Genomic DNA, 20,253 nt, shown 5'->3' on the forward strand with positions numbered 1-20,253 from the left:
CCAATCTAGCGGCTCGATCCGCGCTTCGCCATGCCCCGATGCGGCGGGACGCGCGATTTCAGGTCATTGCGGGTTCCTCCTCCTCCTCCTCCTCATCACCAAGACGCCCCCACCCCAACCCCTTCCCTGAAGGGGAGGGGCTGTTCTCCTCCTCGCGGCAGGCGGCGAGCCAGGCTTCGCGCTCGGCGAGCCCGGCGGCGATGAACGGGGCGAGATCGCGCGCGCGCAGCGCCTCGACCGCATCCTCCTCGTCGGGTGTGAGCTCGCGCTCATAGCCCTCATCGTCGGGCTCGCCCTCCTGCTCGCCATCGAAATCCGCGGGCGGGGGGAAGTTAGTGCGCCAGCCATTGGCATATTCGCACCACCACACGCGCTGGGCGCGGCGCTCGGCGTCAAGTTGACGAAGTTGATACAAATCGCGGGTGTCGGCGTCCATTTCGGGCTCGGCCGGCTGCGGCGGCGGCGCGGGGGCGAGCTGGACCAGTCCGGCGGCCTCGGCGCGCGCCCATTGCTCGCCGGTCCAGCTCGCGCGGTTCGCGGGATCGAGATCGGCGATCCCCTGCGCCACGTCCGTATGCGTGCGCAGCCAGCGGTCGGCGCGGGCGAGCGCGCGGATCGGGGCGAGATCGTCCTCGCTCGCCTCCGCCGCGCAAGCCCCGAGCCGCGCGGCGAGGAACAGGCCGGCGCGGGCGGGCGCGGCCTCCTGCGCGATCAGCTCGAGCAGCTGCTCGAAATCGGCGGCGGCGAGGCGCACCGCGACGACATTGGCATCGGTGCAGGCGGCGTCGGCGCGCTTGTCGAGCCGGTTGAGCATGCGCCAGGCGAGGAAATTGTCGTGGCGGTGGCGGGTGGTGATGCGGCCGTCATCGCTGGTGACGCTCTCCCGCACGCCGTTGAACGCGCGGTCCATCAGCTCGTCGGCGAGCGCGTCGCGCGCATGGAGCAGCGCCGCGTCCCAGCCGAGGCGGAAGGCGGCGCCCTTCGCGCTGGTGCGTAGCGCATAGGCCGACTGGCGCGACATATCGACGATGGCGCAGGCCTGAGTGACGTTGAGCCCGCGCGACAAGGCGGTGAGGAAGCGCTTCTGCTTCTCCGCGGTCCAGCCGTCATAGCGCGTGGCGTCGGGAACGCCGGGCTCGAGCTCGTGGAAGGCGGCGTGGTCGAAGGCGTAGTCGGCTTCGGTCGGTGTGATCGCGTTCATGTGTTGGTCCCCTCCGTGTGGTGCAGAGGACCGGTTAGGTATGCCGGAATGGGGGTTGTAGGAAAGTTCTATTTTTGTTCTCATTATTGCTTCATTGATTGTTAAGCTTATATCCACTATCCGTACTTTACGGCAAATACGCCGTGGTAACGAGACGCACGGGCTGTAACCATGAGCAACAAACCGCTTCTGGCGGTTTCGGCAAAGGAGGCGGCGAGTAAATTTGGTTTCTATACGGACGAAGCAATGCTGCGTCCGGTTGGAATCCAGCGTCACGGCACCACGCGGGTCGTGATGATCTCGCTAAACGAGTATGAGCGCCTTTTGCGTCGAGATCGCCAAGTAATCCGCACGGAAGACTTGGATGACGAAACGATCGAAGCCATCCTCAACGCCCAGCCGGGCGAACGATCGCGTGAAGCCGGCCGGCGGCTGGCCGATCCCGACGCCGGGTGACGTCATCAGCTACGCCTATCTGTGGGCGCGCGAGTCCGATGCCGGGCAGGAAGAAGGACTGAAGGACCGGCCCTCGGTGGTCATCCTGGCAACAACCACGCAGAATGACGATGTGTTTGTTCATGTCGTGCCGGTGACGCATAGCAAGCCGGAGGCGGACGATGGCGTGGAGATGCCGGCGATCGTCAAGCGCGATCTGGGTCTCGACAAAGAGCAGAGCTGGATCATGGTCACCGAGATCAATCGCTTCCGCTGGCCGGGTCCGGACATTCGTCTGGTAGATGGCGTGGCGCCGTATCACGGGGCCATCCCGGACTGGTTGTTCGAGCAGGTGCGCACAGCGTTCGGGAAGAAGGTCAGGCAGGTTCGGCTGGTGCGGCGGAGCGAGTAGCAGGGTTGGCGCTGGAATCCAGCGCCGGTTGCGATTTTCGCAGATTCAACACATCTTGATGCGATGACGCTGGCTGGCTTCTCGCGCATTTCGGTAGACCCGCAGGTTTGCGGTGGACGGCCGGTTGTGACCGGAACGCGTATGCGGGTGGGTGATGTGCTGGAGATGCTGGCGGGTGGCGCGACGCCGGCGGAGATCGCCGCGGACTTTCCCTATCTGACCGAGGATGATGTGCGCGCGGTGCTGGCCTATGCGGCGGATGCTACTCGCTAATATACGGTATTTAGTAAACTGTCACCGTAATCCGTAATCAAGACGCAAGCACCGACTTAATATGCTGTCCCCGCATTTTTGAATCTTATGGCAGCGATGGTTGAGGGTCCGCTTCCCTTAGACCAGCGTTGATAAATTCTTTGAGATCACCGAACCCGAAAACATCGTTGGTCACGTCCAGTTTTTCGAGCGCCGTCTTGTAATGCGTTTCAATCTCCGCGGGCGCTCGGGCATCCGCTGTTCGTTCAATATGGACATCCAAAATTCGCGCCGCTCCTAGGAACAGTTCGCGCTGTCCATCTACCTCCTTCTGATACGGCACCGGGCGTTGCGCCAGCACCGTCAATGTCCAGTCGCCGACTGAGGTAATGATAAATCCGAGAGCCGATGCGAACACCGGCGGACATTCCGGCGCGGGATTGAAAACAATCCGAACGGCGCGGTCACTGGCCAAAGCTGCAAGGTACTCTAGATCGACAGATGCAGCGCCGATGTCTTGCACAGAAACCGGTATATCGCTCATCATCGCAGCCGAGCACAATTGCCGCAGCAGTCGGGCCGCATGACCCACACGAAGCCACCATTCTCTACCCGAGGTTTCAGAAGAAATATCTAAATGACCGAGACCAATCCGGTTTCCATCCATCATTAGCAGAAGGTCAATAGGACCGTCCTCACCCCACTGCTGTAGAGTTCCAAACATCTCGGCATCTGCTAGTGACGACTTCTCCGGCAAAATCGTCGCATTGGCACGACTTATGCCGTTACCACGGACGATTTCCAAGCAACCAGCAACAACCCGAACTCGAAAGAGACCTCCGTTGCCATCGGGCAATTGAGCTTTTGTCACTACAGCGGGGATAATGCGCTCCTCCCCTTTGCCGCTACGCATCCGCAAAGTAGCTGAACTCGAATGAGGCTCTACGTAGAGTTTTGCCGGCCCCTCCGTGATTTCCTTGTCGCCAGCCGGGATTCCAAACCTCTCTGACGTAAATTCAAACCTGACAAGATCGAGACTTTCACGACGGCCCAGTAGAAAATCAAAAAAATCATCGTCGGTTTCAATCTCGAAAGTCACCTTCGCCGTGCCACGGCCATTCTCAAAACCTACGGTGTCAACGATTTTGCGTTTGGCTGCCGCGTAGTCCGCACCGGCGCCGTCAATCTCCAATTTGATAAACGGCAGCAAGTCAGAAGTGTGGTTGCTTTGATCGGCGAAGTTAATCGTAATCGACTGCCTATGAGTTGCTCTTTTACGCTGGCTATCGGCGATCCGGCCTGCCTTTAAAGCTTCGATGATAAACTCGGTCCAGACATGCCGGATGAAAATGCGCGGTTCACTGCCGCGCTTTGCGTGGATCAGCACAAGGAAAAATGGCTGGGGCGACTTCGCCATCCGGAGCGCGTTGGATAGCTTAAGTTTACAAGACATTGTCCTGTAATTACGTGTTGTCTTTACCTGAACCAACGCGGACCGGTGTGCCGGATGCATATCGAGCGGTGTGTTTGGCTTCTCTTCCGGTGGAAACTCTATAAAGAAATCCCACCCGTAATCGTCATCATAAGCCTTGTGACAGGTGACATCATAGTCGATGCAACGGTCACGAAAGACGCTTTCGCCTTTTCTGCCTGTGGTGGTGGTTTCTTTCATATTGCAGATTCTCGGACATCAGAGCTTTAAGAAGCGCGGATTCACAAGTTACTTAGCTGTTCTAAGCGAGAGAAGATCACTCCGCCGCCACCGACTCCCCCACCCTGCCCCGCTCCAGCAGCGGCGCGAGATACTTCCCCGTATAGCTGCGCGCCACCTTCACGACCATCTCCGGCGTGCCCTCGGCCACCACCTCGCCGCCCTTGACGCCGCCTTCCGGGCCCAGGTCGAGGATCCAGTCGGCGGTCTTGATGACGTCGAGATTGTGCTCGATCACCACCACGGTGTTGCCCTGTTCGACCAGTGCGTGGAGCACTTCGAGGAGCTTGCGCACGTCCTCGAAATGGAGGCCGGTGGTGGGCTCGTCCAAGATGTAGAGGGTTTGCCCCGTCGCGCGCCGCGCCAGTTCCTTGGCGAGCTTGACGCGCTGCGCCTCGCCGCCGGAGAGGGTCGTCGCCTGCTGGCCGACCTTGACGTAGCCGAGGCCGACTTCCGCCAGCATCGCCATCTTCTCACGGATCGGGGGGACGGCCTTGAAGAATTCGACCGCGTCCTCGACCGTCATGTCGAGCACGTCGGCGATGCTCATCCCCTTGAACTTCACCTCCAGCGTCTCGCGGTTGTAGCGCTGGCCGTGGCAGACGTCGCAGGTGACGTAGACGTCGGGGAGGAAGTGCATCTCGATCTTGAGCACGCCGTCGCCCTGGCACGCCTCGCAGCGGCCGCCCTTGACGTTGAAGCTGAAGCGGCCGGGCTTGTAGCCGCGCGCCTGCGCCTCCGGCAGGCCGGCGAACCAGTCGCGGATGTTGGTGAAGGCGCCGGTATAGGTGGCGGGGTTGGAGCGCGGGGTGCGGCCGATCGGCGACTGATCGATGTCGATCACCTTGTCGAGATGCTCGAGCCCGGTGACCTTGTCGTGCTTGCCGGCGAGCAGGCGCGCGCCGTTGAGCGAGCGCGCGGCGGCGGCGTAGAGCGTGTCGATGGTGAAGCTCGACTTGCCCGAGCCGGAGACGCCGGTGATGCAGGTGAAGGTGCCGAGCGGGATGCTCGCGGTGACGCCGGTCAGGTTGTTGGCGGTGGCGTTGTGGACGGTGAGCTTCTTGCCGGTGCCCTTGCGGCGCTTGGTGGGGAGCGGGACGGCGCGGCGGCCGGCGAGATAGTCGGCGGTGATGCTGTCGGTGCAGGCGAGCACCTGGTCGAAGCTGCCATGGGCGACGATCTCGCCGCCATGGACGCCGGCGCCGGGGCCCATGTCGATGACGTAATCGGCGGTGCGGATCGCGTCCTCGTCATGCTCGACCACCAGCACGGTGTTGCCGAGATCGCGCAGGCGGCGCAGCGTGGCGAGCAGCATGTCGTTGTCGCGCTGGTGCAGGCCGATGCTCGGCTCATCCAATACGTACAAAACGCCGGACAATCCCGAACCTATTTGGCTCGCGAGGCGGATGCGCTGGGACTCGCCGCCCGAGAGGGTGCCGCTGGTGCGGTTCAAGTTGAGATAGTCGAGGCCGACATTGTTGAGGAAGCCGAGGCGCTCGTCGATCTCCTTGAGGATGGCCTTGGCGATCTCCTGCTGCTGGGGGGTGAGGTCCTTGGGCAGCTCGGCGAAGAAGGGCAGCGCGTCGGTGACCGAGAGGCGGGTGACGCTGGAGATGTCGCGGCCGGCGATCTTGACCGCGAGCGCCTCGGGCTTGAGGCGCGCGCCGTGGCAGGTCTCGCAGGCATGGGCGGCCTGGTATTTGGACAGCTCCTCGCGCATCCACGCGCTCTCGGTCTGGAGCATGCGGCGGTTGAGGTTGCCGATCACGCCCTCGAACGGCTTCTTCACGTCGTAGGACTTCCTGCCGTCGACGAAGGTGAGCGTGACGGGCTTGCCGCCGGTGCCGTGGAGGATGATGAACTGGACCTCGGGCGCGAGGTCCTTCCACGGGGTGTCGAGGCTGAAGCCGAACTCGCGCGCGAGGCTGCCGAGGACCTGCATGTAATAGGGCGATGGCGGGTTGGACTTGGCCCAGGGGACGACCGCGCCCTTCTTGATCGTGAGGTCGTGGTTGGGGACGACGAGGTCCTCGTCGAACACCAGCCGCTCGCCAAGGCCGTCGCACGCCGGGCACGCGCCCTGCGGGGCGTTGAAGGAGAACAGCCGCGGCTCGATCTCGGGGATGGTGAAGCCGCTGACCGGGCAGGCGAACTTCTCGGAGAAGACGATGCGGTTGTCGGGGATGCCGGCGCCCTTCATCGAACCGCCGGTGACGTTGGTGGCCGTGGCTGCGGGCGACGCCGAGCCTTGCGGCTCGGCACCCACCCCCTGCCCCTCCCTTGCAGGGAGGGGAGTTTCGGCGGCGAAGGCCTGGGGGGCCTCCTTGACGCGGTTGGCGGTGACTTCGGCCACCGTGGTGTCGACCAGGTCGATATAGGCCAGGCCCTCGGCGAGCTTGAGCGCGGTCTCGAAGCTCTCGGCGAGGCGGGTGGCGATATCGTCGCGCACGACGAGGCGGTCGACCACCACCTCGATGTCGTGCTTGTACTTCTTGTCGAGCGCGGGGGCTTCCTCGATCAGATAGGTCTCGCCGTCGATGCGGACGCGCTGGAAGCCGGCCTTCTGCCACTCGAGCAGCTCCTTGCGATACTCGCCCTTGCGGCCGCGCACGACCGGGGCGAGGAGCAGGAGGCGCGTGCCCTCGGGCAAGGCGAGGACGCGGTCGACCATCTGGCTGACGGTCTGCGCGGCGATCGGGAGGCCGGTCGCGGGACTGTAGGGGATGCCGACGCGTGCCCAGAGCAGGCGCATATAATCGTAGATCTCGGTGACCGTCGCGACGGTCGAGCGCGGGTTGCGCGACGTGGTCTTCTGCTCGATCGAGATCGCGGGCGACAGGCCTTCGATATGCTCGACATTGGGCTTCTGCATCATCTCGAGGAACTGGCGCGCATAGGCGCTGAGGCTCTCGACGTAGCGGCGCTGGCCCTCGGCATAGATGGTGTCGAAGGCGAGGCTCGACTTGCCGCTGCCCGACAGGCCGGTGATGACCGTGAGCGTGTCGCGCGGGATGTCGATGTCCACGCCCTTGAGGTTGTGCTCGCGCGCGCCGCGGACGCTTATGTGAGTCAGCATTCGCTTACGCTCTGCTTCTGGATGTGAGTCAGCATAGTGGGTGAGTTCTAGCTTTGTTCTTGATGGGAAGCTAGAGGGGAGATAGGGGCACGGACGCGCGGATGCGAGGGGCAAGAGATGGCCCGGCGCCAATCCCGGACATTCGCTGAAAGGTTCGACCGGCACGGTTGCAGGTCATCTGGCCGGTTCGCCCGTCCGCCGCGCCGGCTCTGAATCGAGGAGTGCTTGCCATCGAGAAGCGAGGCGGGCACCCTCCGCCAGACGGCGGACATCAGCAACAAAGGGCTCCTACGCGTGCGATTCATGATTGTACCTCTGTTGGCGCTGCTCGGCGCCGCGCCCGCGCCCGAGGCCCGGTGGGAGCGCATCTTCGACGGCAGGACCCTCACCGGCTGGACGCCCAAGATCACCGGCCGCGCCGCGGGCGAGGACCCCCTGGACATGTTCACCGTGCATGAAGGCGCGATCCGGGTCTCGCATGCCAACTACAAGAAGTTCGAAGGCGAGTTCGGCCATCTCTTCTGGAAGATGCCGCTCAAGGCCTATCGCATCCGCTTCGAATACCGGCTGTTCGGCGATTCCCTGCCGGGCATCCAAAGCTGGCAGGCCAGCAATTCCGGGCTGATGTTCCATTCGCAGGCGCCGGAGACGATGCGGCGCGATCAACAATTTCCGGTGAGTCTGGAGATGCAACTCCTCGGGATTCCGCGTCCTGCGCAGGAGCCAACCGGCAACCTCTGCACGCCCGGCACCACCGTTGTGTTCGAGGGCAGGCGCGATCCCCGCCATTGCATCCTCTCCTCCTCGCCGCTGCTCCCGGTCGGCCGCTGGACCCGCGTCGAACTGGAGGTACTGCCCAATGGCGAGATCACTCATTTCATCGAGGGTAAGCCGGTGCTGCGCTATTCCGCGGCCGAGCTCGATCCTAAGGACAAGGACGCGCAGCCGCTGATCGCCGCTGCGGGGGGCAAGGTAGAGCTTCGCCAAGGCTATATCGCGCTGCAGAGCGAGGGCCACCAGATCGAGTTCCGGAACATCGAGCTGCAGCGGCTCGATTGAGGCGCATGCGCCCTACCCCGCCGCCCGGCACAGCGCATCCGTCGCCAGCGCCATGCGCGACTCCGCCGTCTCGCGGTTGCTCGGGTCGTTGCGCACGCCGCGCGTCTCGGTGTTGAACGCAAGCAATGTGCCGAGGCGCTGGTCGGGGCACAGGCTGAGATAGGCGCGGAAGCCGTTCTGGTCGCCATTGTGGCCGATGACGCGGATGCCGTCGGTGCGGTCGATGAAGAAGGACAGGCCGACTTGCGTGGTCGTCGCCATGCGGCCCTGGCTGAAGTCATCGCCCGCGGAGAGCTGGGGGCGCCACATCTCCTCGAGCGAGGCGCGCTTGAGGATCAGGTCGTATTCGGCCTGGCGCGCCGGGTCGCCAAGCAGGAACGCGACGTATCGCGCCATGTCGGGCATCGGCGCATTGAGGCCGCCGTTGGAGACCGTCACGCCGGTGTCGGCGTCGAACGGCGCGGCGGTGCGCTCGTCGTTGCGGATATAATAGCTGTGCGAACGATGGCGGAGCAGGTGCGGCGGGGTGCGGTCGAAATAGCTGGCGTGCATGCCGAGCGGCTTCAGAATGTTCTTGTCGATATAGACTTCGTAATCCTCGCCCGAGAGGCGCTCGATCACCTGCCCCAGATAGACGATGCCGGGATTGGAATAGCTGAAGCGGCTGCCGGGTTTGAACTGGACTTCGGTATAAGGGAGCATCGCCTCGAGCTGTTTCCAGCTCGGCGGCTCGAACGGCTGCCAGTCCTTGTCGCGCCACGGCCAGGTGCCGTTGCGGAAGCCCGCGCTGTGACTCATCAGCTGGCGGATCGTGATCGCGCCGGTGTCGCCGAACGGGTTGTGGACGCAAGCAAGCTCGGGGACGTATTTCACGATCGGGTCGTCGAGCGACAGCAGCCCGCGCTCGCGCAGCTGCATGATCGCGATACCGGTCATCGTCTTGGTGATCGACGCCCAGTGATAGATGGTCTGCGCATCGACCGGCACATGGGCGTCGGCATCCTGCTCGCCGAGATGGTCGGCGGCGAGCGTGCGGCCGTCACGCACGAGGTAGAAGCTGCTGCCGGCGATGTTCGCGCGCTCCACCTCGGCGCGGTGGAGCTTGCGGAAATCGGCAAGGGCACGGTCGAGCGGGGCATCCTGCGCGGCGGCGGGCGCAGCGAGCAGCAGAAGGACGGCGACGTGGCGGAGCATGGGCCCCTTTCCCCTCAGGACGGCTTCAGCGTGGTGCGCGCGGCTGCGGCCTTATCCACCGCGGCGCGGCTGTAGAGCAAGGGGAGCGTGTCGCCGGCGATCCACGAGCTATATTGGTCGCGATAATGCGGCGAGCGCGGATCGATCGACTGGCCAGGGATGATCAGGATCCGTGAATTGTCCCACGCGCCGACATCGACCACTTGCTGGTAGCTCGATCCGCCGCCGACGTTCCAGCCCGGGCCCGAGCCGAGCCAGCGCGCCATCACGGTGAAGCCGTCGCCGCCCGATCCCTGCCCCTCGATCGCCGGGAACGCCTTGGCGATGGCGGGGATCGCCGAGAGCGGGTGGCGCAGGCGGACCTGGTGGAGCGTGCCCCAGCGCCATGCGGCGGGATCAGGACCGAGCAGCTGCTGCGCCGATGCCCAGCCGGCGACGAGCGCCGCGTCGAGCAGCGCGTCACGCGCGCCCTGCGGATCGGCGCCGAGCCGCGCGTCGGGCTTGGCGAGCAGGCCGAGCAGGATCGAGGGGGCGATCTCGGTGACGAGGTTCTTCGCCTGCGCGGGCACGATCGCGGCGAGCATGCGCTTGGCGAGGTCGCGCCAGACGATCTCGAACAGGGCGGCGGGGGCGCTATCGGCGTCGAGCCGGGCGTTCCAGCCACGCAGCATGTCGACCGCGGGCTTTGCCGCCGCTGAGGGGTTGCGCGGGAGCAAAGCGAGGAACTGGCGCGCGGGGGTGGAGAGCGTGTCGTGCTGGAGCGCGACGCTGTCGGCGATGCTGTGCCTGGGCTGGGCCTTGAGCACGTCGGCGATGCGCTCGTAGCGGTACGGATCGCGGAACGAGAAGGCCGGGATGCGGTCGCGCGGCCAGTTATCGGGAAGATTGTTCTGGTTGGCCGAGGCGAACCAGCCCTTGGCCGGGTTGTACGCGCTGGGCAGCGCGCTGAAGTCGCGCATCCCGGTCCAGTCGTGGCTGCCGTCACCGGGCACAGGGAGCAGGCCGTCCCCGGCCTTGCGCACCGGCACGAAGCCGATCACCTGCCAGCCGGTATTGCCGTCGATATCGGCATAGTGGAAGTTGGTCGGCGACGGGTGGAAGGCGAACGCCTTGCGCAGGCTGGCCCAGTCCTTCGACAGGTTGATCGCGATCATCGCGAAGCAATCGGCGGCGCCCGGCTGCATCGCAACGGTGGTGAGCACGCTGGCGCGGCGGCGGGCGGGATCGTGCGCGATCACCGGGCCCTGCACGGCATAGCGATGCGTCACCATCTCGGCGGCGCCGCCCTTGACCGGGATCGTCTCCTGCACCGTCTCGAAGCGCTTCCAGCCGCCCCCGTGACGATATTGCTCGGGGTCCTCGGGGTGGAGCTCGAGGATGAACAGGTCGCTCTGGTCGATATGGAAATTGGTGCGGCCGAAGGCGAAGCGGTCGGTGTGCCCCTGCATGATGCCGGGCAGGCCGGGCGAACCGCCGCCGATCACGTCGAGGCCGGGCGCGGTCAGGTGCGCGACGTGGCGCGGGCTGAAGCCGCCGATGCCGAGATGCGGATCGTTGGCGAGGATCGGGCGACCGGTGGCGCTGCGCGACGGCGCGATCGTCCAGGCGTTGCTGCCGGCGTTGCCCCGATCCGCGGACGTAGCGCGATCGAGCGAGGAGACGCGGGGCGCGGGCGCGGCGGGATCGGCCGCGGGCGGCTCCCCGCCAAAGGGCAGCCGGCCGATGCGGAGCACGCCGAGATCGGCGTCGGTGACCGCGGCGGCGTCGAGCCCCTTGGGCACGGTCATCTTCCACGCCGGGCGCAGCGGCGCGACGATCGCGTCGAGATCGAGCAGGCCGAGCGCGGCGAGCTGGGCGCGGCGGACGCTGTCATCGGTATTGCCCTCCGACGCCTCGCGCTGGCGCACCAGATTCTCGAAGTCCCATTTGAGCGGGGCGATGCCGAGGATGCCGTATTCGAGCGGGAGCTGCGCAGGGTCGGCGGTCACCTCGTCGATGCGCGCGTTGATCCCGGCGACATAGGCGCGGGCGCAGGCGAGGACGCCGGCGGGGATGCGCGCCAGCTCGGCATCGAGATCGCCGCGGAAGCGGAACAGGCGTGCGACCGCGTCGTGCTTCGCGAATTTGGGGCCGAACGCCTCGGCGAGGCGGCCAAGGTCGCGGCGATAGGCGAGGTCGATCTGGAACAGCCGGTCGCGCGCGACGACATAGCCCTGACCGAAGAACGCGTCGGGGATGGCCGCGGCGCGGATATGCGGAATGCCGAATTGGTCGTCGACGATCTCGATGGGTGCGCTGAGGCCTGCGACGGTCCGGTTGCTTGCAACGGTCATCGGACGAACCCGTATCGATGCGCCGGCAGCCGGAACCGCGGCCAGCGTGGCAGCCGAACCCAGCAGGAATCCACGACGGTTGAACATCGGCAAATCCCCCACTGCCTCGGCCTGGACGCGGAAACTGGCGTCGCGCACCGGCGGTGTCCATGCCGCAAGCATGGGACGGGAATAGACGGCGGTTATAGGGTGGCGAAGAAATCGCGCCGGTCGCCCGGCTCGCGCCACCGCAAGCGCGGGCACGCTGCACAATCACTGTCACATTCGCCGACTAACCGGCCTCGACTCGCCGTTAGCGCTCCCCTCCGGAGCCGCGCGCGGCGGCACCATGCGGGGACGGGTGATGCACGCGATCGATCGGGACCGGACGCGATGGTTCCTCCGCAACATCCTGCCGCACGAGCAGGCGCTGCGGACCTGGCTCACGCGCCGCCAGCCGATGGGCCTCGACGTCGACGACATCATCCAGGAGGCCTATGCCATCCTCGCCGATCTCGAGACGGTCGAGGAGATTCGCTTCCCCCGCGCGTATCTGTTCCAGGTCGCGCGCTCGGTGATCACCAAGCATGTGCGGCGCGCCCGGGTGGTGTCGATCCGCACGATGGACGACCTCACCGAACTGGAACACGCCGACGACCGTCCGTCGCCCGAATGCATCGCGATCGACCGCGACCAGCTGCGGCGGCTGGCCGAGGCGATCGGCGCGATGCCCGACCGCACGCAGGAGGCGTTCATGCTGCGCCGCGTCGAGGGCCTGCCGCAGCGCGAGATCGCCGCGCGCATGGCGATTTCCGAGAATACCGTGGAAAAACACATCTCGCGCGGGCTCCGTTTTCTCGTCGATTGGTTTGGTCATGGCGGAAATGCTCTGGCAGAAGCCTCTAGGGTCCAAACCCGACCAGGACGTGGGCATGACAGTGGCGAAAAAAGTCTGTGGCAAGGCGGTCGCGAAGGCAGGTAGCGGTGCTACCTGACAAGCGACCAACGCAGTCCGCAGGGTTTTTTCGCCCTGCCCCTTCGGGGTGACGATCTGCAGGCCCGTGGCTGCGTCGCGAAATCTCGACGGGCCAACCGGCCCGCCTTCGTTTCCGCTCCTTGCCACGAACCCGCAGATCGTCATCATGCTCCACGTCCTGGTCGGGTTTGGACCCTTGGGTGAGAGATTCGGAGATTGCTTCCAGAGATGACCGAGCGCGAATCCAGTCGGTACATTGACGCGACGGCTGCCGACTGGATTGCGCGGCTCGACCGCGGGCCGCTCTCACAAGAGGAAGCACAGGCGCTCGAAGCGTGGCTGGACGGCGATCCGCGGCGGCGCGGCGCATTGCTGCGTGCCGACGCGCTGTCGCTGCTGAGCGAGTCCGCGGGTGCGCTCGGGTCGCAATTCGATCCCGCGCACTTCGCGCCGCCCGCACCGCCGCCATCCGTGCCAACGGTCTCGCGGCGCAAGCTGCTCGCCTGGACCGGCGCGGGCGGGCTGGCCGCGGCGTCGATCGGCGTGCTGGCGATCGGCATCCAACCCGCCGCGGCGATCACCACCGGGCTCGGCGAGGTGCGGCTGGTCACGCTCGACGACGGCTCGACCGTGATGCTCAACACCCAGAGCAGCATGCGGGTGCGCTATGGCGATCGCGTGCGCCGGGTCGAGCTGCTCTATGGCGAGGCCTATTTCACCGTGGTGCCGGACCAGCGCCGGCCATTCGTGGTCGACCTGCCCGGCCAGCCGCTGCGCGCCGCGCGCGGGACGTTCCGCGTGCGCAAGCTCGAGGGCAAGCCGGTCGACATCCTGGTCGACCAGGGCGGGGTGTCGCTGGGCGCGGCGGGAACCGCGGACGCGGTGTTCCTGCGCCCCAACATGCGGCTGACTTTGCCCGAGGCGGCGAGCGCCCCCCTCCCGGCGCCGGAGACGCTCTCGGCCGACCATGTCTCGCGCGCGCTGGCGTGGCGCGAGGGCAAGATCGCGTTCGAGGGCGAGCGGCTCGACGAGGCGGCGGCGGAGTTCGCGCGCTACAGCAAGACGCGGATCGAGATCCGCGATCCCGCGCTGGCGAGCGAGCCGGTCACCGGGCTGTTCGCAGCGAGCGACCCGGCGGGCTTCGGCCGGGCGGTCGCCAGCGTGTTCGACGCGCGGGTCGAGCAGCAGGGCGACGCAGTGATCCTGACGCGGTAGGGCTACTCGACGTTCGGCCATTCCTCCCCCGGAGGGGGAGGTGGCAGCGCGTCGCGCTGACGGAGGGGTAATCTCCACCAATGAGCCGGTTCGTGTGTGGAGATTACCCCTCCACCAGCTTCGCTGGTCCCCCTCCCCCTCCGGGGGAGGAACTATAGAAGCTCAAATCCTCGCTGGTCCTAGGCCTTGCCCATAAATTTTTTGCGGACCGGGGGCGGCAACCGCCGCGCCGGGACTCTCAGCCTCCGAACGGGGCGGCGATCGCCGCAAGCAAAGGGGCCAGAGCATGTTCATCCGCAATTCGATCCTGTCCGGCACGGCGGTCATCGCGCTCGTCGCGGCGGCGCCGGCGCAGGCACAGGACCGCGCATTCGACCTCGCCGCGCAGCCGGCGGTCAAGGCGATCCCGGAATTCGCGCGCCAGGCGCATATCCAGATCGTCGCCTCGGCGCGCGACCTGGAGGGCGTGCGCACGCCCGCGATCAAGGGCCGGATGGACGTGCGCGCGGCGCTGCGCCGCCTGATCGCCGGCACGCCGCTGCGGATCGCAAGCGACGACGGCCAGGTGGTGACGTTGCGCTCGACACGCGCGCCGGCTTCGCCGCAGTCGGGCCGGGCGGTGGGCCAGGGCACGCTGGCGGGGCGCGTGCTCAACACCGCGACCGGTGAGTATGTCCGCAATGCCGAGATCCGGGTCGAGGGCACGACGATCGTCGCCTATTCGGATGAGGGCGGTAACTTCCGCCTCGCCGGGCTTCCCGCCGGGCAGGTGACGCTGGTGGTCCGCTATACCGGCCTGCAGGAAGTGCGGACGACCGCGACCGTCGCCGCTGGCGAGGTCGCGACGCTCAATGTCGATCTCAACGCCCAGTCCTTCGCCGCGAACGACGAGATCGAGTCGGTGACGATCACCGCGGCGCGCGACGGTCAGGCGGCCGCGATCATGGAGCGCCGCGCGGCGATGAACGCCAAGACCGTGGTCGCCGCCGACAATTATGGCGGCCTCACCATGGGCGATGTCGGCGAGTTCATGAAGAACATGCCGGGCATCTCGCTCGACTATACCGAGGTCGACGCGACCGCGGTGCGCATCGGCGGGCTCGATCCCAAATATTCGACCTTCACCACCGACGGCGCGCGCATGGCGACCGCGACGTCGAACAACAACAATGGCCGCCAGAACTCGTTCGAGCAGATGTCGATCACCGGCATCGAATCGATCGAGCTCAACAACACGCTGACCGCGAACATGGACGCGGATTCGCCGGGCGGCAGCATCAACCTGCGCAGCAAATACGCGTTCCAGCGTAAGGGCCGCCAGCTGCGCTTCCAGGTGGGCGGCGTGGGCACCTCCGACTCCGCTTTCACCGCCGCCTATTTCCCCGACGACCGCAAGCACCCGCGCATCTACCCCTCGGCACAGGTCGGCTATAACGACGTGTTCCTCGACGGGCGGCTCGGCATCGCGTTCAACGCGAGCTACAACGCCAACTACGTCCAGCAGGACCGCATCCAGACCGACTGGTCCTACCTGCCCGACGGGCGCGTGATGCCCTATCAGGTGATGTGGCGCCCGGGCCCCAAATTCACCAGCCGCACCGCCGCGAACCTGGCGCTCGACTACAAGATCACCGACAAGCTCGCCTTCTCGCTGCGCAGCACCTATTCCTTCTACGACGTCGAATATTTCAACCAGTATACCTTCCTGATCTTCGGCACGACGACGGTGTCGCGCGCGACCGCGGATTCGACGCCGACGCACATCGTGGTCAACCCAAGCGGCACCAACACCCGCCTGCACACGCAATATTCGCACCGCTATGCCGGCACGCCGGCGTTCCTCGTCGCGCCCAAGCTGGAGTATCGCGGCGACACGTTCGAGGCGCTGCTGCGCACCAGCTATTCGAGCTCCGAGTTCAACTTCCGCGACAACAGCAAGGGGTTCTTCCAGCGCACCGACAGCTACCTGACGCGGATCGGCTTCACGCTCGACCGCGCGTCGGAGGACTCGAACGCCTGGACGCTGACCCAGACCGCGGGCCGGCCATGGGGCGATCCGCGCAGCTTCAACCGCGACGACGATATCGGCAACAATATCCGCACCGCCGAGTCCGACGCGGTGAACGAGATGTACGGGGTCAATCTCGACCTCAAGAAGAAGCTCGAGCTGGGCGGCGTGCCGGTCACGCTGATGGCGGGCGGCCTGGTGCGCACCAATGACTGGCGGACCAACGAAGGCTCGTTCGACCAGTTCCAATATGTCGGCCCGACCGGTGACCTGACCCAGCGCGCGCCCGAGGCGGTGATCCCCTGGACGCAATTCTACCAGTTCCAGATCCACGGCTTCGACGCGGGCAACATGAACGCCCAGAACTGGCGCGCCGACAACAATTACGCGATGTACGACATCTATCGCGAGCATCCCGAATATTTCGTGCCGGACACGCTCGGCAATTTGAAGCGCGACCTCGACAACAACAAGCGCGTCAAGGAAGACGTCTATGCCGGCTATGCCGAGGTGCAGGCGCGCGCCGGGCGGGCGTCGTTCGACCTGGGCCTGCGCTACGAGAAGACCAAGACCGCGGCGCGCGTCGCCAACATCCGCCCGCTCTCGGAGGTGGTGGCAGCCGGCTACCCGGTGAATGCGAGTGGCCCGACGACCACCCAGGGCCTGCTCTACCAGTATAATGGCGGCACCTATTCGACGCGCCACGGCGAATATCAGGACTGGTTCCTGAGCGGCGGGATCAAGTACGACTTCACCGACAAGCTGGTCGGGCAGATCTCGTTCAGCGATTCGATCCTGCGCCCCGACTACGGCAATCTCGGCGGCGTGGTCTCGGTCAACGACACCACGATGATCGTGACCGTGCCCAACCCGCTGCTCAAGCCCGAGCATTCGACCAAATATTATGCGCGGCTGCAGTACTTCCTCGAGCCGTCGGGCATCATCGCGGTGTCGGGCTTCAAGCTCGACATCAAGGACATGCAGATCACCGGGATCGAGGTGGATCCAGAGGATGTCGGCTTCGATCCCGACGACTATGCCGGCTACACCTTCCGCAGCGCGCAGAACGCGCCGGGCACCAGCACCAACAACGGCCTGACACTGGAATATGACCAGCAGCTCACCTTCCTGCCGGGCGCGCTCAAGGGCTTCGGCCTGCGCGGATCGTTCACGCTGGTCGATCCCGACGACGAGCGCCAGAACCTGCCCAAGCAGTCGGCGAACTGGGGCCTGCGCTACAGCCGCAGCGGGTTCGACTTCCAGCTCACCGGCAACTGGCAGTCGAGCTATCGCACCAGCGCGCTCAGCAACACGCCGACCACCGCCAACAACGGCATCCTCTATCGCGCCGAGCGCGAGCTGTGGAACATCAGCGCGAGCTACAAGATCAACAGGAATTTCGAGGTGATGCTGGCCGGCCGCAACATCTTCAACGCGCCCGACATCGTCTATTCGAACGTGCGCAGCCGGGTGCAGCAGTACAGCATCTATGGCTCGATGTGGAACCTCGGGATCAAGGGCAGCTTCTGACATCCCCCGCGGCTGCGCTGCCTCGGCCGCAGCGCAGCCGCACCCCATCCAGCGTGATTGCGGAGAAACCGACATGGTCCTGAACATCGATCGCCGGCAGCTGGTTCTGGGCGGCGGACTCGGGCTCGGCGCGCTGCTGCTGCCCGCGGGCCGCGGGCTCGCGGCGGAGCTGACCGGCGCGCGCGGCTTCACCCACAATGTCGCAAGCGGCGAGCCGGGGCAGGACTCGATGCTATTGTGGACGCGCTACGTCCCCGCGGACGGCGAGAGCATCGTGCGGCTCGACGCGGAGGTGGCGCTGGACCGCGAGTTCACGCGGAAAGTGTCAGGCGGGACCGTGCGCACCGGGGCGTATCGCGACTGGACCGCGAAGATCACGGTCGACGGGCTCGCACCGGGCACGGTCTATTGGTACCGCTTCGTCGGACCCGATGGAGCCAAGTCCCCAGTCGGGCGGACCAAGACGTTGCCCGGCGACAATGCTGCGCGCTTCGGGCTCGGCGTCTTCTCCTGTTCCAACCTGCCCAATGGCTGGTTCAACGCCTATGGCCATGCCGCGGCGCGCGACGATCTCGACCTGTGGCTGCATGTCGGCGACTATGTCTACGAGTACGGCAACGCGTCGTACGAGGGGAAGCGGGTCGAGGGGCGGATGCTCCAGCCCGACCACGAGATGGTCGCGCTGGCCGACTACCGGCTGCGCTTCGCCTGCTACCGCGCCGATCCGGACCTGCAGAAGCTGCACCAGATGGCGCCGATGGTCGCGCTGTGGGACGATCATGAATCGACCAACGACAGCTATGAATGGGGCGCGAACAACCACCAGCCGGCCAGGGAAGGCGAGTGGAACGCGCGCCGCGCCGCGGCGATGCAGGCCTATCGCGAGTGGCTGCCAGTGTCGGACGAGCCGTGGAAGGCTTATGAGATCGGCACGCTGGCGACGCTCTATCGTACCGAATCGCGGCTGCTCGCGCGGACCCGGCCGGCCGATCTCGACGCGGCGTTCAAGGCTGCCAATCCCGACGCCGCGCTGAGCGCGTTCCGCGACGGCGAATGGCAGGACCCCTCGGCGACGATGCTCGGCACCACGCAGGAAAGCTGGCTGGCGCATGCGCTCAAGGCCAATGCGAAGACCAGCGCATGGCAGCTGATCGGGATGGCGACGATCATCGGGCGGACGGTGATGCCGCCGGCCGCGGTCGAGTGGCTCAAGCCCGATGCGAGCGCGGGCACCGTCGCCAAGTTCCGCAACCATATCCGCGCGGCGAAGCATGGCGTGCCGATGTGGATGGACCGCTGGGACGGCTATCCCGCGGCGCGCGCGCGCCTGCTGCGTTCGGCGCAGCGTGCGGACGCCGATCTCGTCATGCTCTCGGGCGACAGCCACAATGCCTGGGGCTATGCGCTGGCCGAGGACGGCAAGCCCGCCGGCGTCGAGTTCGCCGGGCACGCGGTGACCTCGGGCGGGATGGAGGGCGGCATGGCGGCCGACCCGCGCACCGTGGCGCAAGGCTTCGTCGCCGCCAATCCCGAGCTCAAATGGGCCGACACCAGCCATCGCGGCTATCTGATGGTCGAGGTGACCCCGCAGCGCGTGACCGGCGAATGGCTGTTCCTCGATACGATCAAGGAGCGTTCGACCAAGCTCGCGGGAACGCACCGCATGCAGGTTCAGCGCGGGCGGAGGGCGTTCGCGTGAAGGCGCCGGCGCTGCTGCTCCTGCTGCTCGGCGCGGCCCCGGCGGCAGTGGGACAGCACGCCCCTCCCCTGACGCTGCCGCTCACCCAGAATGGCGGGACCTGGGCCTCGGGCCATGTGCAGGGCATCGCGGTCGATGTGCAGGGCGGGTATATCTATTACTCGTTCACCAATCTGCTCGTGAAATACGACTTCAGCGGCAGGCTGGCCGGCACGCTGACCGGCTGGACCGGGCATCTCGGCGACCTCGACTTCAACGCGGCGGACGGCAAGCTCTACGGATCGCTCGAGTACAAGAAGGACCGCGCCTTCTACATCGCGGTGATCGACGGCGCGAAGATCGACCGGGTGGGGATCGAGGCGGGTGCAAGCGACGCGCTGCGCACCGTCTATCTGCCCGAGGTCGCCAAGGACTATGCCGCCGACGTCAATAGCGACGGCCGGTTCGACGGCGACGACGGCAAGTTCCGCGACGATGCCGCCGCCTCGCCCGACCATCGCTATGGCTGCTCGGGGATCGACGGGGTGGCGTTCGGCCCGGCCTTCGGTCGCAGCGACGGGCGGCAGCTGTTGACCGTGGCCTATGGCATCTATGGCAACACCACGCGGCGCGACAACGACCACCAGGTGCTGCTCCAGTACGACGTCAGCGACTGGGCGCGGCTGGCGCGGCCGCTGGTCGAGAGCGCGCCGCACCGCAGCGGGCCCGCGACAGTGAACGGCAAATATTTCGTGCGCACCGGCAACACGACTTATGGCGTGCAGAACCTCGCCTATGACGCGACGTCGCAGCGCTGGTTCATGGGCGTGTACAAAGGCAAGAAGGCGGACTTCCCCAACTATCTGCTGTTCGCGGTCGACGCGAAGACCCGACCGGTTCGGGGCGACCTGACCGGTGTACCAGGCCCCGGCGGCAAGGGCTGGGAACGGGGATCGCTGCTCGCGCTCGCCGAGGACGGCCTCAAGGACACAGCGACCGGCCTCCGCGGCTGGAACCAGAAGGCCGATGTCGGGCTGCAGCCAGTCGGCGGCGGGCGCTTCTACCTCGCCCGCAACGGCGGCGGCAAAGGCGCGCAGACCGCGGACCTCACATTGGTGCGCTGGACCGGCGATGCGCGGGCGCCGTTCACGCCGGCGCGCGACTGACGCTACCGCCAGTCGCGCGGCAGGCACC

The 20,253-nt window shown here is 66.1% G+C and carries 14 protein-coding genes; 9 read left to right on the forward strand and 5 right to left on the reverse strand.

The annotated features are described in order from the left end of the window. Nucleotides 1-58 precede the first annotated feature (58 nt). The gene (locus tag OK349_RS05160; RefSeq protein ID WP_265116753.1) at nt 59-1,201 is read right to left on the reverse strand and encodes a hypothetical protein; all 1,143 of its coding nucleotides are present in this window, start codon (nt 1,199-1,201) and stop codon (nt 59-61) included. 171 nt (nt 1,202-1,372) lie between these two features. Between OK349_RS05160 and OK349_RS05165 the strand changes: the two genes are divergently transcribed. From OK349_RS05165 to OK349_RS05175, 3 genes are all read left to right on the forward strand, one after another. After that, complete coding sequence (locus OK349_RS05165; protein WP_265116754.1) at nt 1,373-1,657, forward strand: type II toxin-antitoxin system Phd/YefM family antitoxin; 285 nt, start codon at nt 1,373-1,375, stop codon at nt 1,655-1,657. Beyond that, complete coding sequence (locus OK349_RS05170) at nt 1,617-2,048, forward strand: hypothetical protein (protein ID WP_265116755.1); 432 nt, start codon at nt 1,617-1,619, stop codon at nt 2,046-2,048. Before OK349_RS05165 ends, OK349_RS05170 begins: the two co-directional genes overlap by 41 nt. 63 nt (nt 2,049-2,111) lie before the next feature. Beyond that, the gene (locus OK349_RS05175) at nt 2,112-2,321 is read left to right on the forward strand and encodes a DUF433 domain-containing protein (protein ID WP_265116756.1); all 210 of its coding nucleotides are present in this window, start codon (nt 2,112-2,114) and stop codon (nt 2,319-2,321) included. Between the two features lie 85 nt (nt 2,322-2,406). Here OK349_RS05175 and OK349_RS05180 read toward each other — a convergent pair whose 3' ends face one another. Continuing rightward, nucleotides 2,407-3,972 (reverse strand): hypothetical protein, encoded by a 1,566-nt coding sequence (locus OK349_RS05180; RefSeq protein ID WP_265116757.1) that lies wholly within the window; start codon nt 3,970-3,972, stop codon nt 2,407-2,409. Nucleotides 3,973-4,048: 76 nt separating this feature from the next. Then, complete coding sequence (gene uvrA / locus OK349_RS05185) at nt 4,049-7,087, reverse strand: excinuclease ABC subunit UvrA (protein WP_265116758.1); 3,039 nt, start codon at nt 7,085-7,087, stop codon at nt 4,049-4,051. Nucleotides 7,088-7,390: 303 nt separating this feature from the next. On the opposite strand from uvrA, the gene OK349_RS05190 reads away from it, so the two are divergent. Further along, the gene (locus OK349_RS05190) at nt 7,391-8,146 is read left to right on the forward strand and encodes a 3-keto-disaccharide hydrolase (protein WP_265116759.1); all 756 of its coding nucleotides are present in this window, start codon (nt 7,391-7,393) and stop codon (nt 8,144-8,146) included. A gap of 12 nt (nt 8,147-8,158) precedes the next feature. On the opposite strand, the gene OK349_RS05195 is transcribed toward OK349_RS05190, so the two are convergent. Continuing rightward, complete coding sequence (locus OK349_RS05195; protein ID WP_265116760.1) at nt 8,159-9,340, reverse strand: serine hydrolase domain-containing protein; 1,182 nt, start codon at nt 9,338-9,340, stop codon at nt 8,159-8,161. Nucleotides 9,341-9,354: 14 nt separating this feature from the next. Next, nucleotides 9,355-11,760: a penicillin acylase family protein gene (locus OK349_RS05200; RefSeq protein ID WP_265118538.1), complete on the reverse strand. Its 2,406-nt coding sequence runs from the start codon at nt 11,758-11,760 to the stop codon at nt 9,355-9,357. Between the two features lie 256 nt (nt 11,761-12,016). On the opposite strand from OK349_RS05200, the gene OK349_RS05205 reads away from it, so the two are divergent. The 5 genes from OK349_RS05205 (at nt 12,017) to OK349_RS05225 (ending at nt 20,225) form a co-directional block, all read left to right on the forward strand. Further along, nucleotides 12,017-12,634: an RNA polymerase sigma factor gene (locus OK349_RS05205; RefSeq protein ID WP_265116761.1), complete on the forward strand. Its 618-nt coding sequence runs from the start codon at nt 12,017-12,019 to the stop codon at nt 12,632-12,634. Between the two features lie 222 nt (nt 12,635-12,856). Further along, nucleotides 12,857-13,843, forward strand: coding sequence for a FecR family protein (locus OK349_RS05210; RefSeq protein WP_265116762.1), 987 nt, complete (start codon nt 12,857-12,859; stop codon nt 13,841-13,843). A 286-nt stretch (nt 13,844-14,129) separates the two neighbouring features. Then, nucleotides 14,130-17,381 carry a TonB-dependent receptor domain-containing protein gene (locus OK349_RS05215; RefSeq protein WP_265116763.1) on the forward strand — a complete coding sequence of 1,084 codons (3,252 nt, stop codon included), beginning with the start codon at nt 14,130-14,132 and terminating at the stop codon, nt 17,379-17,381. A gap of 73 nt (nt 17,382-17,454) precedes the next feature. After that, a complete protein-coding gene (locus tag OK349_RS05220) occupies nt 17,455-19,080 on the forward strand; it encodes an alkaline phosphatase D family protein (RefSeq protein ID WP_265116764.1) in 1,626 nt (541 codons plus the stop codon). Next, nucleotides 19,077-20,225 carry a hypothetical protein gene (locus tag OK349_RS05225; protein WP_265116765.1) on the forward strand — a complete coding sequence of 383 codons (1,149 nt, stop codon included), beginning with the start codon at nt 19,077-19,079 and terminating at the stop codon, nt 20,223-20,225. The genes OK349_RS05220 and OK349_RS05225 overlap by 4 nt, the downstream gene beginning before the upstream one ends. Nucleotides 20,226-20,253: the final 28 nt, after the last annotated feature.

The organism is Sphingomonas sp. BT-65, from assembly GCF_026107375.2.
In the GTDB taxonomy this organism is placed as follows: domain Bacteria; phylum Pseudomonadota; class Alphaproteobacteria; order Sphingomonadales; family Sphingomonadaceae; genus Sphingomonas.